The sequence below is a fragment of the Aquimarina acroporae genome (genome assembly GCF_023195925.1).
Classification (GTDB): Bacteria; Bacteroidota; Bacteroidia; order Flavobacteriales; family Flavobacteriaceae; genus Aquimarina; species Aquimarina acroporae.
On the sequence record NZ_JALPRE010000012.1, the window covers coordinates 132,015 to 146,428 of the forward strand.

The window sequence follows — 14,414 nt, forward strand, 5'->3', positions numbered from 1 at the left end:
ATCTAGTTAAATTATTTAGAAAGATTAATTAATAAATCTCGTGTAGCAATTATACCTTCTATTTCGCTAAGGCGCTCTCCCTCATATTCTACTCCTACAAAACCATCATAACCTGATTCTTTGATAATGTCTAACATCCTTTTGTAGTCTATGGTAGTTTCATTTCCTTCTGTATCGAAATCATAAGATTTTGCACTTACCGCTTTGGCATAAGGCATCATTTGTGCTACACCTTCATATTTAGGGTATTCTTTTACACATTTTGATCCCCAACGTTCTCCGCCTTCTCGCTCAAGACAAAAGTTGCCAAAATCTGGCAATGTTCCACAGTTGGACATATTTACTTTTCTCATAACTTCAGAAAGCATTGCAGCATTTGAAGATAGATACCCATGATTCTCTACGATTACATTTACATTTTTGGTAGCAGCATATTCCGATAATTTACTTAAACCATCGATCGATACTTCCATCCATTTTTCTGGATTATTGGTGCCGAATAGGTTAACTCGAATAGAGTGGCACCCTAGGAATTGAGCTGCATCTACCCATTTTTTATGATTTTCTACGGCTTTGTTTCTTTCTTTTTCATCCTCAACTGCAAGATCTCCTTCGTGATCTACCATAATCATAAGGTTTTGTATATCGTGCTCTTCGCTTTTTGCTTTTAACGTTTCCAGAAGTTGTTGCAATGCCTTTTTAGGATCTTCATCTTTTTTGAGCTCATCGTCATAGAGTTGACTTACATACTCTACACCTTCAAACCCAAGTTCTTTGGCTTTTTCTGCGAAATCTAATGGACTTAAGTCTCCATTTTGAATTGCTTTATGAAGAGACCATTGCGCCAAAGATAGTTTGAAAAAAGGCTTAGACTCTGATTGTTGCGCAGTTTCTTCCATTGGTTTTTCCTCTTGAATTTCAGTTTTTTCGGTATTATTCTGTTTACACGAACTAATAAACAAAAGAATAAGCAACCCTTTGCAAATGATTTTAAACATAACCTTGAATTTATACGATATATTAATTTAAAGAGACCAATCTCTTCCTTGAGTTAAATTTTCTAACGAATCACATCCTACTTGCTCTCCCGGAACCGGTAGATAGGCAAGAACATTTTTACCTATTTCTTCACTAGTTTTAAATCCCCAAATAGATAAACCACGAATCCAGGATAAATATGTGAAAAACAAAGCGTCTTTTGATACTTTATCTAGGTCTTCTGGACCAGTAAGCTGTTCCATTTCCTCTTCATAGGCTTCTTGTTGCTCTTTTGATGATTTAAGATACTTAGCTAAAAGAGCATCATAGGTTTCAGTTTTGATCTTTTTTACCGGGTTTTCTTCGCTAATCCCAAGGTTATCATTAAACATACCCGCTATTTTCTTAAACATATATGCTTCTTCTTCCTTAGACGCGTTATTCACAAATCGATCTACAAACATGGGAACATTTAGTGCTTTCGCACCGGGAATGTTTTCGGTTTCTGGAATAATTAAATCTACCAGCTGATCTAACACTTTGGCTTCATCTTCAGAAAGTAATTCTGGAGTCCAGGTCAATTGTATTTCTCTAGTACAACTTTGTAGTATACTTAACATTGTTGGTGTTACGGCAAGTGCTCCGGCCGTAATCCCAATATTTCTTATGGCTTCTCTTCTTTTCATACTCTATAACATTAAGCGTTTTTTTGAATTTGTTTTGCAGCATGATCTGCAGCTCTGGCAGTAAACGCCATATAGGTCAGGGAAGGGTTTACACAACTTGCAGAAGTCATGAAAGAACCATCGGTCACATATACATTGGGAACTGCATGAATCTGATTGTGCTTGTTGAGTACAGAAGTTTTGGGATCGTGTCCCATTCTAGCTGTTCCCATTTCATGAATTCCGAGTCCGATACCACCAATGTCATCTCTAGCTTCTATATCTTTGAAACCGGCTTTCTCAAGCATATCCATCGCTTGTTTGATCATATCCTTTCTCATTGCTAGTTCATTTTCTTTGAATTCAGCATCAAAAGTCACCGTTGGAAGCCCCCATTCGTCTAATTTTTCATAGTCCAGGGTCATTTTGTTCTCGTGATAAGGCAAACACTCACCAAAACCATTTAGCCCCATTCTCCATTTTCCTGGTTTTAATATTTCTTCTTTTAGTTCTTTTCCATAACCAAGTTCAGCAACCATGTCTTCCCAGTCGTGTCTGCTGGCTCCACCTTGAAAACCATATCCACGTTTAAAAGTCTCCTGATCGGTATCTCCTCCAATATTTCTAAATCTTGGGATGTAGATACCATTTGGTCTTCTTCCTTTATAGTACTTATCTTCGAATCCGTCGAATGTACCATAGGCTCCTGCTTTAAAATGATGGTCCATAATATTATGTCCCAGCTCACCAGAATCATTTCCCATTCCATTAGGGAAGCGTTCAGACTTGGATTGTAAAAGAATACTTGCCGAAGCAATAGCTGAAGCACATAGAAAAATAACTTTTGCAGTGAATTCCATTTTTTCTTTGGTTTCTGCATCGATCACTTTTACTCCTGTAGCTTTTCCGGTTTTATCATCATACATTACTTCATAAACCACAGAGTGAGGGCGAAGGGTCATATTACCCGTACGTTCTGCTGCAGGTAAGGTAGATGAGTTACTGCTAAAATATGCACCAAAAGGGCATCCTCTCATACATCGATCGCGAAACTGACAGTTCATGCGACCTTCAAACTTTTTCGTGCCTGTAATATGAGCAGATCTACCTATGGTCATAAGTCGATCTTCGTAATTATCTGCAATATTAGATTTTAAGTGCTCCTCTACACAATTTAGTTCCATAGGAGGAAGAAATTGTCCGTCGGGTAATTGTTCAAGCCCTAATTTTTCTCCACTTACCCCGATATATTCTTCTACCTTATCATACCAAGGCGCAATATCTTTATAGCGCACAGGCCAGTCTACGGCTATTCCTTCTTTTTTATTAGCCTCAAAATCGATATCACTTAACCGATAACTTTGTCTACCCCACATCAATGATCTACCTCCAACGTGATATCCTCGAATCCAATCAAATCGTTTAGTTTCGTTATATGGGTGTTTTAAATCATTCACAAAAAAGTGGCGATGCGCTTTTGAGGTTACATATCCTGTTCTATGCTGTTTTTCCTGCTCTTGAATTTCTTTTCGAGAAGGTTGCCCTTTATATTTATAATCCCATGGATCGTCATTCATTGTCGGGTAATCTTCGACATGTCGTACCATGCGTCCACGTTCTAAAACAAGTGTTTTTAGGCCTTTTTCACAAAGTTCTTTTGCCGCCCAGCCTCCACTAATTCCGGTGCCAACTACAATGACATCATATTGCGGTTCTTTTTGCATAATAAAAATTGATTTTTGAGTTAAATTGAGATTATTCTAGAGTCCTAAACCATTCTGCCATAGCTCTTGCTTCTTCTTCAGGAATATTTTGATTTAGCATTATCGTATTGTTGTATTCTTTAAGTAGGGCCATGGCTACAGGGTCTTTCTTTAGCATTTCATCGGGATTCATAATCATATTCATGACCCACTCTGGACTTCTTTTTTTATAGATTCCGACCATTGGAGGTCCGATGAATTTTTGAGTTGCTTTATGACAAGCGAGACATTTAGACTTAAACAGCTGTTCTCCTTTACTAGCTAATACTGTATTGATATTTTCATCAAAGGTAACTTCTGTAATAGGGCCTATACCTTTGTTGTCCAACATGACAGGTGTGGTAGTTTTTTTTTCTGTAGTTACTTTTTTATCCTCGGTTTTTGTTCCTATCGTAATGGTTTCTTTTTCCTTTTTTTCTTTGGAAGAACAAGCTGTGGCAATCATAAGACAAACTACCCCCAGAGTTAAATAGAGTGATTTCATAAATTGTGATCTTCTTTTACAGACGGTTTACTTTTTTATAATTGTATAATCTTTTTAGGTTTTTGATGTTGACACACTATCCCCTAAAATTAGAGAAGGATAGTGACGGGATATAGACATATTTTATGATGTATATTTTGTTGTTTTATGGGTGTGTGTTGAAAAACATTAGATTATCATCAAATTTATTGTGAAAACTTTACACTATTTTTAACTTGTTGTGCATTTTTTTGCATTAAATTGTCTTTCAGTTCTAGTTAGTCAGATAATTAAGAGTATGAGAAAAGCTTCTTTTGAGAAAGTGATTCCCCCAAAGGGATCCTCGTTTAAGGTATTTTATTCAAAAGCCCCCTTTTTGCCATATGGAGGTCGTTGGCATTTTCATCCAGAATATGAAATAGTGTATTTACCATCGGGTAAAGGGAAACGGTTTATTGGGACTAAAATAAGTCGATTTGAAGATGGAGATCTAATATTGTTGGGGCCTAATATTCCTCATAATTGTTTTAACGTAGGTTTTGAATCCGAAGTATATGAGGAATATGTTATTCAGTTCAAAGGAGAAGATATAAAAGAAGCGAGTAAGTTTTTTACAGAATTTGAAGATATTCAAGAATTACTTGTGAATTCGAATGCCGGGTTAACGTTAACCTCAAAAGATAAACATGATATAGGTGAGATTATTAAAAGTATGATAGGGCTTTCTCCTCTAGAAAAACTGCTACAGTTGTTTAGAGTATTACAGAAATTAGCTAATACTAGTTATGAGAGTTTGGAAGTGAAGCAGTTTTTAACACTCTCAGTAAATCATACCGAAAGAGTTAGAGATATTTATAAAATCATTCAGGAGAATTATCAAACAGCTATTTCGACAAGACAAGTAGCTCAACAGATAGGAATGACAGAAAGCTCTTTTTGTCGTTTTTTCTTGAAAAGTACTGGTAAAACATTTAAACAGGCACTCACAGAAATTAGAATTCAAAATGCATGTAATTTACTGGTGAATACCGATGCTACTATTACTAGTATAGCATTTGATTGTGGGTTTAATAGCTTGTCTCTTTTTAATAGATTGTTCAAACGTGTTATAGAAGATACTCCTAACAAATACAGGCAAAAATATGTAAATCATTTGCAGGTATCTTTCCCTAAAACAGCATGAAGAACTTTAAAACTTAGAGTTTTATAAGGAATTTTGTAATTTTGTAGTATATATGAAGAAAATCATTCACAATAGTTGCGCTTCTTTGTTAGCCGTATTGGTATTGTTATCGACAATGTCTTTTTCGGTGAACATGCATTATTGTGGAAAAACACTAGTAGATGTTTCTGTTTTTAATGTGGCAAAAAGCTGTGAGATGCCACAAATGAAATCTACACAGGAATGTAGTGTTGAAACGAAAAAGAAATCTTGTTGTACAGATAAGCAGATAATAGTAGAGGGTAAAGAAGACCTGAAAGATATTGTCAAAAATCTTACTTTTGAGCAACAGGTTTTCTTAGTAAGTTTTACCCATTCGTACATATATCTTTTTTCTGCTAAGGATACTGCGATAACATCATTTATAGAGTATCCTCCTCCATTACTCGATAAGGACTATCAGATCCTTTACGAGACCTTTTTGATTTGATTTTATTAGATATTGGAAATAAGCCCAACAGAACTCTGTTTTTGGGCTAAACGTATAGTGTATATATAACATACACTTTTTCAGTACATATCTAATTACATTCAAAATGCTGAACAAGCCAATTAAATTTTTAATAGAAAACAAAATAGTAGCAGTATTATTGTTAGCAGTCTTCGTAGGCTGGGGAATATTGCACGCTCCATTTCAATGGGATTTCGGTTTTTTTCCAAGAGATCCGGTAGCAGTAGATGCGATACCTGATATTGGAGAAAACCAACAAATAATTTACACAAAATGGGAAGGTCGTTCACCTCAAGATATTGATGATCAGATCACATATCCTCTTACCACAGCATTAATGGGAATTCCCGGTGTAAACACCATAAGAAGTTCTTCGATGTTTGGTTTTTCAAGTATCTATATCATTTTTGAAGAAGATGTAGAATTTTACTGGTCAAGAAGTCGAATATTAGAGAAGCTAAATTCTTTACCTGTGGGGTTACTTCCAAAAGGAGTTAATCCAACCTTAGGACCAGATGCAACTGGTTTAGGGCAAATTTTTTGGTATACGCTAGAGGGACGTGATGAAAAGGGTAATGTTACCGGCGGTTGGGATCTTCATGAGCTTCGTAGTATACAGGATTATTATGTAAAGTATTCGCTTTCTTCTGCAAGTGGAGTATCGGAGGTAGCTTCTATTGGAGGTTATGTTCAAGAATATCAGGTTGATGTAGACCCAGAGCTCATACGCCAATATAATATCAACCTTAATGATATTGTCAAGGCATTAAAAAAATCTAACCAGGATACAGGAGCTCAAACTTTAGAAATTAACCGAGCAGAATATTTGGTTAGAGGTTTGGGTAACGTAAAATCGATATCAGATATTGAGAATACAGTTGTAGGGTCAGAAAATTATACTTCTATTCTAATAAAAGATGTGGCTAATGTACACTTGGGACCGGCTCCGCGACGTGGGATATTAGACAAGGAAGGAGCTGAGGTGGCTGGAGGGGTAGTGGTAGCTCGTTATGGAGCTAATCCTATGGAGGTAATCGACAACGTGAAAAATGAGATAGCAAAACTATCTGCCGGTTTACCTACAAAAGTACTGACAGACGGTAGAACTTCTCAAGTAACTGTAGTACCTTTTTATGATCGCACCGAATTAATAGAAGAAACTATAGGAACTCTAAGTGAGGCTTTAACATTGGAGATATTGATCACTATATTGGTTATTGTTATTATGGTGTTCAATCTAAGAGCTTCAGTTCTTATTTCGGGATTGTTACCAGTATCAGTTTTAATGGTGTTTGTTGCCATGAAATTGTTTAATGTCGAAGCTAATATTGTGGCACTATCAGGTATCGCAATTGCCATAGGAACCATAGTCGATGTAGGTGTTATTCTTTCAGAAAATATCGTTCGACATTTAGAGGAAAATGAAAACAAAAAAGAAAAAGATCAGCTTGCTATTAATCTAATGGTATATAATGCTACAGCAGAAGTTTCTGGAGCAATATTTACTGCAGTACTTACTACGATTATTAGTTTTTTACCTGTTTTTACTATGATAGGAGCCGAAGGAAAATTATTTCGTCCATTGGCATTTACAAAGACGATGGCACTAGTATCTTCCATTGTAGTGGCATTATTTTTAATTCCGCCCTTTGCGGCTTATTTTTTTAAGAGAAAAAGTCTAAGGACGTTTTATAAATACGTGCTTAATGGAGTTTTAATCGTCCTAGGTTTTTTAGCAATTATATTTGGTTATTGGTTGGGGCTGGTATTGATTGGTTTTGGAATTTTAACGATACTATCATTGCTAGATAAACTTTCTCAAAAACAGTTTAATTTGAGTACTATAATACTGTCGTCGGTTACGATTGTTTTTCTGCTTGCTATTTATTGGAGACCTTTAGGATTCGAACAGAACTTGGTATTGAATTTATTCTTTGTGGGGATAATTTGCTTTGGACTTTTAGGAATCTTTTGGGTGTTTAAAATGTACTACAGCCGTATGTTACAATGGGCGCTTAATAACAAGTTTGTATTTCTATCAATTCCGTTTTACATTGTTATTTGCGGAATATTGATCATGAAAAATACAGGAAAAGAATTTATGCCATCACTTAACGAAGGTTCATTTTTGCTCATGCCCACATCATTACCACACGCTGGGGTAGAAGAGAACAAACGTGTACTGCAGCAGCTTGATATGGCGGTGGCTTCAATTCCTGAGATAAAAACTGTGGTTGGTAAAGCAGGAAGAACAGAATCTGCTCTAGATCCTGCACCTTTGTCGATGTATGAAAATATGATTCAATATCATTCAGAATATGAATTGAACAAAGAAGGAGAACCACAACGATTTAAAGTAGATAGTAATGGTGATTTTGTATTGAAAAATGGAAGCATGGTTACTAATCCCAATTTAAAAGATAATTCAAAGGCCTCGAATATGGGAGGAGATTTATTAAACCCATACCGTATTGACAGAGGTTTATTGATAGAAGATGAGGGAGGTGAATATTTTAGGAATTGGAGACCAGAGATTCAATCTCCCGATGATATTTGGAATGAAATTATAAGGGTAACTAAATTACCGGGAGTAACATCAGCTCCTAAATTACAGCCTATTGAAACCAGATTGGTGATGCTACAAACAGGAATGAGAGCACCTATGGGAATAAAAATAAAGGGACAGAGTTTAGAAGAGATAGAAGCTTTCGGTTTACAACTAGAGAAGATTCTAAAAACAAGTACAGGAATAAAGAAAGAAGCTGTTTTTGCAGATAGAATAATTGGTAAACCCTATATACTTATGGACATAGATCGGGAAAAGTTAGCCCGCTATGGTATTACTATTGAAGATGTACAACGTATAATAGCAACAGCAGTAGGAGGAATGCCCGTCACACAAACTGTTGAAGGTAGAGAACGTTATGCATTAAGAGTACGATATCCCAGAGAATTAAGAGGTACACCAGATGATTTAGAAAACATATATGTACCTATTATCAAAGGAAGTCCAATACCACTTAGTGAGCTTGTTACGATTCGATATGAACAAGGTCCGCAGGCCATTAAAAGTGAAGATACTTTTCTAGTTGGTTATGTGCTATTTGATAAACTAGATGGTTTTGCAGAAGTAGATGTAGTTGAAAATGCACAACGGGTTATTCAAAATAAGATAGAAATTAATGAGCTTACTATTCCAAAGGGAATTAACTATGTCTTTACCGGAACGTATGAAAATCAGTTGCGAGCAGAAAAGACGATGTCTTTGGTAGTGCCCATAGTACTGTTCATAATTTTCATGATACTCTACTTTCAATTTAGAAGTGTAGCTACCTCTTTTATGGTGTTTACTGGTATAGCAGTGGCATTTGCCGGAGGGTTTATTCTGATCTGGCTATATGGTCAGGATTGGTTCTTAAATTTTAATGTATTCGGAGAGAACTGGAGGGATTTGTTTCAGATACAAACCATTAACCTAAGTGTAGCGGTTTGGGTTGGTTTTATTGCGCTCTTTGGTATCGCTACCGATGATGGAGTGGTAATGGCTACTTATCTAACTCAAACTTTTGAAAGAAATAGGCCTTCAGATATAAAAGAAATACGCGCAAGTATCATAGAAGCTGGGGAGAAACGTATACGACCTTGTTTAATGACCACTGCGACGACCATATTGGCATTGCTACCTATTTTAACCTCTACCGGAAGAGGAAGTGATATAATGATACCTATGGCAATACCCAGTTTTGGAGGAATGCTCATTGCACTTATTACTCTTTTTGTGGTACCCGTGCTATATAGCTGGAGACAAGAAGTTCAACTAAAAAGAATCAAAAAATGAAGTATATGAAAATCATAGGCTGCTTGATATTCGTTGTACCTACTTTTGTTCAGGCGCAACAGTTGCAGTCTTATATAAATGAAGCAGATAAAAACAATGAAAGTATTAAAGCATATGAGATGCGATATAATATCGCTCAGGAAAAAATAAACGAAGTTACTTGGTTGCCAAATACAGAATTTAGTGCTGGATATTTTGTTAGAGAACCAGAAACAAGAACAGGAGCACAAGTAGCAAAATTTTCGGCTAAACAGATGTTACCCTGGTTTGGTACTGTGGAAACCCGGCAGAACCATGCCAGCGCAATGGCAGAAATCGATTATGTAGAATATATCATTGCCAAGCGAAAATTAGCTTTGGCTGTTACAAAATCGTACTACCAACTTTATAGGTTGAACGCGAAGCGTAGTGTTTTGACCAAAAATATAGAACTTCTTAAGACCTATGAAACCTTAGCTTTACGATCTATAGAAGTAGGAAAAGCAGGAGCGGTAGATGTGTTACTTTTACAAATTCGACAAAATGAACTTCAACAAGAATCTGAAATCCTTCATGAACAAATTTTAGGAGAGACAGTTAATTTCAATAATTTATTGAATAGAGATGTTGCTTTACCGATAGATGTAAATACCGCAATTACTATCCCCCATCAGGATCCAGCATTTATTGATAGCTTAAGTTTGAATCCAGAACTACTTCGTTTTGATAAGATGTTTGCATCAGTTATTCAGGAAGAATTATTAAATAAAAAGAAAGGTTCTCCAAAGATCGGGTTTGGATTAGATTATGTTCCCGTTCAGGAACGACCAAATATGGTATTTGACGATAATGGTAAAGATATAGTAATGCCTATGGTTTCTGTTTCTATTCCTATTTTTAATAAGCAATATCGCTCTGTAACCAAACAAAATGAACTTCGCAAACAAGAGATAACTTTTCAGCAAGAGGAACGTTTGCATAGACTAGAGTCTCTTTTAGCAAAGTCGATAGCACTTAGAAATAAAGCCCGTATCTCATTTAATACTCAAGATAAAAACCTAAAACGGGCCAAAGACGCAGAGCAAATTTTAATGAAAAATTATGAGACTGGTACGATCAATTTTAATGATTTGCTAGATATTCAAGAACTTCAATTAAAGTTTGAGGTCAATCAAATTAATGCTATCGAAGATTATTATGTGCAATCTTCGATGATAAACTATTTAAGTAACTAAGAATGATTTTAAAATATAACATCAGCGGGATGACCTGTAATGGTTGTCGAAATAATGTAGAACAGAAACTACGTAATCACCAAAAAATTCTCAATCTATCTGTAGATTTAGAAAAATCGGAAGCCATTATAGAAACAGATTCATACATCGAATTAAATCAATTAAGACTGTTGTTGCCAGAAAAATATACCATAACAGAGAAAAAAGACCATGGTGAAAATCTGGATATTTTGAAGGATAATCCTAATTCGGTATCTGTGTCTAGTAAAGCCAAGCAATTACGACCTCTCTTTATCATTTTTGGGTATATCGCTATAGCTAGTGTTTTGCTGAATTATGAAGATTGGAACATTCAAAACATGATGCTCGATTTTATGGGGCTTTTTTATGTGGTATTCAGCTTTTTTAAATTGTTGGATCTTAGTGGGTTTCCGGAGTCGTTTAGAATGTATGATCCATTGGCCAAATTGGTGCCTTTTTATGGCTGGATATATCCTTTTATAGAATTATCTCTTGCTATTTTGTTTTTAATGCGTCTGTATATTCCTCTCGCGTTGGTAGCGACATTACTAATTTTAGGAATTACCACTTTTGGAGTAACAAAAGTGTTATTTGATAAAAAATCTATTCAATGTGCGTGTCTTGGTACTACTATGAATTTACCGATGACCGAAGCAACGTTTATCGAGAATATCATCATGATCTTGATGTCAATTTTTATGTTAATTCAAATGGCTTAATTATGAATAAGAAAATAGTAATATTCTGTGCAATTTCGATTGGGCTAGGGCTATTCATAGGATATTTAATTTTTAAGAGCCCCAAAGAGACTTCAAATCATATTGAGGCTCATTCTGATCATAATGAACAATGGACCTGTTCTATGCATCCTCAAATCGTGAGAGACGAACCTGGTGATTGTCCCATTTGCGGAATGGATTTGATACCTGTAGAAGGAGGATCAAACGGATTGTCTCAAGAACAATTCAGGTTAACAGAGAATGCAATTGCACTTGCCAATATACAGACGACAGTGGTGGGAAATACACAAAGAGATGGTAATAATGGTATTTCCATATCGGGTAAGATAGCTGCGAATGAAAAAGCTATAGCCGTGCAAGCGAGCTATTTTGATGGAAGGATAGAGCAATTGAATGCGAATTACGAAGGTCAGAACATTAATAAAGGACAATTACTGGCCACTATATATTCTCCAGAATTGGTGGCTACGCAGCAAGAACTTATTACGGCGGCTTCGCTCAAAGAATCGCAACCGAGATTGTATGAAGCGGTTCGCAATAAACTAAAATTATGGAAGCTGTCTGATGCTCAAATACAATCAATAGAAAGCTCAGAAAAGGTTCGTGACAAATTTCCTGTATATGCCACGGTTTCTGGAACCGTAACAGAGGTAATTGCAGTTGAAGGAGACTATGTGAAAAGAGGACAACCCATTATTAAAGTGAGTAACTTAGGTACAGTATGGGCCGAGTTTGATGTGTATGAACGGCAATTATCACAATTTAAGAAAGGGCAAAACATAGCGATAACAGCCAATGCTTATCCAGATCAAACATTCAAAGGTGTAGTGTCTTTTATTGATCCTGTCTTAAATACTGCTACCCGAACAACATCCATTCGCGTTGTTCTTACTAATAATAACGCTCTTTTTAAACCTGGAATGTTTGTAAATGGTATAGTCGAAACGAAAAGTGATATTGAGCATGTATCAAAATTACTGGTTCCTGCGTCATCTGTAATGTGGACCGGTAAACGTTCTCTGGTATACGTGAAAATAAAACCTGATGAACCAATTTTTGAAATGAAAGAAGTGGTTTTGGGGGTGAAGAATGGTGATAATGTTGAGGTTTTATCTGGTTTGCAACCAGGTGAAGAAATCGTTACTAATGGTACTTTTACTGTCGATGCGGCTGCACAGTTGCAAGGAAAAAAATCAATGATGAATAAAAAAGATGAGAATAATGTAATGGATGCAACACCAAAAACCGAGATGTCAAGAGCATTTCAAAAAAGCTTTTTGGAGGCACTCTCATCTTACTTTGAATTTAAAAATGCCTTTGTAGACTCTAACGTAGAAGAGGTTTCAAATTTTGGTAAGACACTATTATCAAATTTTAATGATACTGATATTACGTCCTTATCAAAGTCAGAAAAATCATATTTTGATAATTGTAAAAAAATACTGGGAGAAATGTTGAAAACTACTAATATTGATACGAGAAGAAAGTACTTTGTTAACTTCAATAAAAATATGGTTGAGCTGGCGATGTTAATAGAAGGTACAAATCAGGCTATATATGTACAAAAGTGTCCTATGGCAGATGGCAATAAAGGTGCAATTTGGCTGAGTGAAAGTAAAGAAGTAAAAAATCCGTATTACGGAGACTTAATGTTGAATTGTGGAGAAGTGATAGAAACCATCAAATAAGAAATTGGCGATTCTAGGCAGCATTGTGCTTATTCTTTTTGGATAAGCTTTTGGCCCAAGTAATGGCATCGGTTATGTTATTGAATGTTTGTAATTTATTTCTCATAAATAATTTTTCCAATAAGGTGTTTAATAATCCTTTTTGGTCATAACTAACGATAGCATAACCTTTAAGCATATATCTATATTTGTAAAAACTTAACCAATCACTTGGAACTACAGAGTAGGGGTTAATTCTATTAGAGATATATACAAGATTTTTTCCGTTTTGATCATAGAGTTCAGTGATTTCTTCAACCACCTGTTTTGCATGTTGTTCCCAGTTAAATACAACATCTTTATGCACTTCGCCCACAATGAAAGTGTCAAAAAGGTAATAATCTCCAAAAGGATAATTAATAACTTGAATAGCGTTGTGATAAAAAGAAGTGTCTTTGATACTTGCCATATTCAAAAGTATGTTAAAAACTGTTAAAAATCAATACTTTGATTTGAAAAAACAGGACTAAATTCGACTAACAGAATTAATAATCGACAAGTGGTTGTAAGTAAAGTGTTTAACAAAAAGAATGTTGATTGCTTTAAAATTATATGTTTTAGAAGTATTGTTTATAATTATGAAGAAGATTTGTGGTTTATCTGCTTAAAAATTACGCTGATTTAACCAATTTTATGATTTTAAAACGCTTCTTGTAAAGAAAGAGCATTATCTTTGTCGTCCCAAAAAAAGGAAGTAGTGATTGAAGAATTTGTAATAGCCATGCTATGGAGTATTTCTCCTTTTGGAGAAGCTAAGGTAGGTATACCTTATGGGCTCATTAATGGTCTCAATATCTATTTGGTATTTATTTTGTGCTTCTTAGCCAATGTTTTGGTATTCCCTATTATGATCTTTTTTCTTGAAAAAATTAATAACTACTTATTACGCTGGAATCCTTATAAGAAAGCTGCAATTTTTGTTGCACGCAGAGCAAAAACCGGATCTGGAGACAAAATTAAAAAATATGGGTTTTGGGGGTTGTTATTGTTCGTAATGATACCATTACCTGGAACCGGAGTTTATGCCGGTAGTATAGCTACATATCTATTTAAGATAAAAAGAAGAAAAGCTTTTGTTGCAAACAGTGTAGGTATCTTCTTGTCTTCTGTAATTGTATGGTCTACAACATTGTTAACTATGCAAGGAGTTTCTTAAAAACTACCTATTCACCTTTTTAATCAATTTTTGTTCATAACCAAGTTGCCTATGTAACAATATCATTTTTAAGTTGGTATGGTTTTTGAAAATTGCTTTGTAAGTTCACAATAAAAGCGTTTGCGAAAAAATGTGCTCAGGCTTTGAAAACAATTTGTGAAATTATAAATTTGAAG

12 protein-coding genes are annotated in these 14,414 nt (G+C 35.3%); 7 read left to right on the forward strand and 5 right to left on the reverse strand.

Going from position 1 to position 14,414, the window contains the following annotated elements; all coding sequences use genetic code 11:
- Nucleotides 1–11: 11 nt before the first annotated feature.
- The 4 genes from M0D21_RS17910 to M0D21_RS17925 are packed head-to-tail and all read right to left on the reverse strand — an operon-like array spanning nt 12 to nt 3,890.
- Nucleotides 12–998, reverse strand: a complete 987-nt coding sequence (locus M0D21_RS17910) for a sugar phosphate isomerase/epimerase family protein (RefSeq protein WP_248332070.1) — start codon at nt 996–998, stop codon at nt 12–14.
- A 27-nt stretch (nt 999–1,025) separates the two neighbouring features.
- Nucleotides 1,026–1,664: a gluconate 2-dehydrogenase subunit 3 family protein gene (locus M0D21_RS17915; protein ID WP_248332071.1), complete on the reverse strand. Its 639-nt coding sequence runs from the start codon at nt 1,662–1,664 to the stop codon at nt 1,026–1,028.
- Nucleotides 1,665–1,675: 11 nt separating this feature from the next.
- Nucleotides 1,676–3,367: a GMC oxidoreductase gene (locus M0D21_RS17920; protein WP_248332072.1), complete on the reverse strand. Its 1,692-nt coding sequence runs from the start codon at nt 3,365–3,367 to the stop codon at nt 1,676–1,678.
- A 31-nt stretch (nt 3,368–3,398) separates the two neighbouring features.
- The gene (locus tag M0D21_RS17925) at nt 3,399–3,890 is read right to left on the reverse strand and encodes a c-type cytochrome (protein ID WP_248332073.1); all 492 of its coding nucleotides are present in this window, start codon (nt 3,888–3,890) and stop codon (nt 3,399–3,401) included.
- A gap of 277 nt (nt 3,891–4,167) precedes the next feature.
- Here M0D21_RS17925 and M0D21_RS17930 point away from each other — a divergent pair, with 277 nt between their 5' ends.
- The 6 genes from M0D21_RS17930 (at nt 4,168) to M0D21_RS17955 (ending at nt 13,043) form a co-directional block, all read left to right on the forward strand.
- Nucleotides 4,168–5,052 (forward strand): AraC family transcriptional regulator, encoded by an 885-nt coding sequence (locus M0D21_RS17930; RefSeq protein WP_248332074.1) that lies wholly within the window; start codon nt 4,168–4,170, stop codon nt 5,050–5,052.
- 52 nt (nt 5,053–5,104) lie between these two features.
- On the forward strand, nt 5,105–5,521 hold the full coding sequence (locus M0D21_RS17935) for an HYC_CC_PP family protein (RefSeq protein WP_248332075.1): 417 nt from the start codon (nt 5,105–5,107) through the stop codon (nt 5,519–5,521).
- Between the two features lie 106 nt (nt 5,522–5,627).
- Nucleotides 5,628–9,380 carry an efflux RND transporter permease subunit gene (locus tag M0D21_RS17940; protein WP_248332076.1) on the forward strand — a complete coding sequence of 1,251 codons (3,753 nt, stop codon included), beginning with the start codon at nt 5,628–5,630 and terminating at the stop codon, nt 9,378–9,380.
- Nucleotides 9,377–10,594: a TolC family protein gene (locus M0D21_RS17945; protein ID WP_248332077.1), complete on the forward strand. Its 1,218-nt coding sequence runs from the start codon at nt 9,377–9,379 to the stop codon at nt 10,592–10,594. The genes M0D21_RS17940 and M0D21_RS17945 overlap by 4 nt, the downstream gene beginning before the upstream one ends.
- A 2-nt stretch (nt 10,595–10,596) precedes the next feature.
- Nucleotides 10,597–11,334 carry a heavy-metal-associated domain-containing protein gene (locus M0D21_RS17950; protein ID WP_248332078.1) on the forward strand — a complete coding sequence of 246 codons (738 nt, stop codon included), beginning with the start codon at nt 10,597–10,599 and terminating at the stop codon, nt 11,332–11,334.
- Between the two features lie 2 nt (nt 11,335–11,336).
- Complete coding sequence (locus M0D21_RS17955) at nt 11,337–13,043, forward strand: efflux RND transporter periplasmic adaptor subunit (protein ID WP_248332079.1); 1,707 nt, start codon at nt 11,337–11,339, stop codon at nt 13,041–13,043.
- A 13-nt stretch (nt 13,044–13,056) separates the two neighbouring features.
- Here the strand turns inward: M0D21_RS17955 and M0D21_RS17960 are convergent, their stop codons facing one another.
- Nucleotides 13,057–13,491 carry a hypothetical protein gene (locus tag M0D21_RS17960; protein WP_248332080.1) on the reverse strand — a complete coding sequence of 145 codons (435 nt, stop codon included), beginning with the start codon at nt 13,489–13,491 and terminating at the stop codon, nt 13,057–13,059.
- Between the two features lie 312 nt (nt 13,492–13,803).
- Here M0D21_RS17960 and M0D21_RS17965 point away from each other — a divergent pair, with 312 nt between their 5' ends.
- Nucleotides 13,804–14,238 (forward strand): COG2426 family protein, encoded by a 435-nt coding sequence (locus M0D21_RS17965; RefSeq protein WP_262922136.1) that lies wholly within the window; start codon nt 13,804–13,806, stop codon nt 14,236–14,238.
- Nucleotides 14,239–14,414: the final 176 nt, after the last annotated feature.

What these genes read in the sequence shown, in the direction of transcription:
- M0D21_RS17955 (WP_248332079.1), top strand. Translation starts at nt 11,337, where the DNA reads ATGAATAAGAAAATAGTAATATTCTGTGCAATTTCGATTGGGCTAGGG.
- M0D21_RS17920 (WP_248332072.1), bottom strand. Translation starts at nt 3,367, where the DNA reads ATGCAAAAAGAACCGCAATATGATGTCATTGTAGTTGGCACCGGAATT.
- M0D21_RS17910 (WP_248332070.1), bottom strand. Translation starts at nt 998, where the DNA reads ATGTTTAAAATCATTTGCAAAGGGTTGCTTATTCTTTTGTTTATTAGT.
- M0D21_RS17960 (WP_248332080.1), bottom strand. Translation starts at nt 13,491, where the DNA reads ATGGCAAGTATCAAAGACACTTCTTTTTATCACAACGCTATTCAAGTT.
- M0D21_RS17950 (WP_248332078.1), top strand. Translation starts at nt 10,597, where the DNA reads ATGATTTTAAAATATAACATCAGCGGGATGACCTGTAATGGTTGTCGA.
- M0D21_RS17935 (WP_248332075.1), top strand. Translation starts at nt 5,105, where the DNA reads ATGAAGAAAATCATTCACAATAGTTGCGCTTCTTTGTTAGCCGTATTG.
- M0D21_RS17940 (WP_248332076.1), top strand. Translation starts at nt 5,628, where the DNA reads ATGCTGAACAAGCCAATTAAATTTTTAATAGAAAACAAAATAGTAGCA.
- M0D21_RS17915 (WP_248332071.1), bottom strand. Translation starts at nt 1,664, where the DNA reads ATGAAAAGAAGAGAAGCCATAAGAAATATTGGGATTACGGCCGGAGCA.
- M0D21_RS17945 (WP_248332077.1), top strand. Translation starts at nt 9,377, where the DNA reads ATGAAGTATATGAAAATCATAGGCTGCTTGATATTCGTTGTACCTACT.
- M0D21_RS17965 (WP_262922136.1), top strand. Translation starts at nt 13,804, where the DNA reads ATGCTATGGAGTATTTCTCCTTTTGGAGAAGCTAAGGTAGGTATACCT.
- M0D21_RS17930 (WP_248332074.1), top strand. Translation starts at nt 4,168, where the DNA reads ATGAGAAAAGCTTCTTTTGAGAAAGTGATTCCCCCAAAGGGATCCTCG.
- M0D21_RS17925 (WP_248332073.1), bottom strand. Translation starts at nt 3,890, where the DNA reads ATGAAATCACTCTATTTAACTCTGGGGGTAGTTTGTCTTATGATTGCC.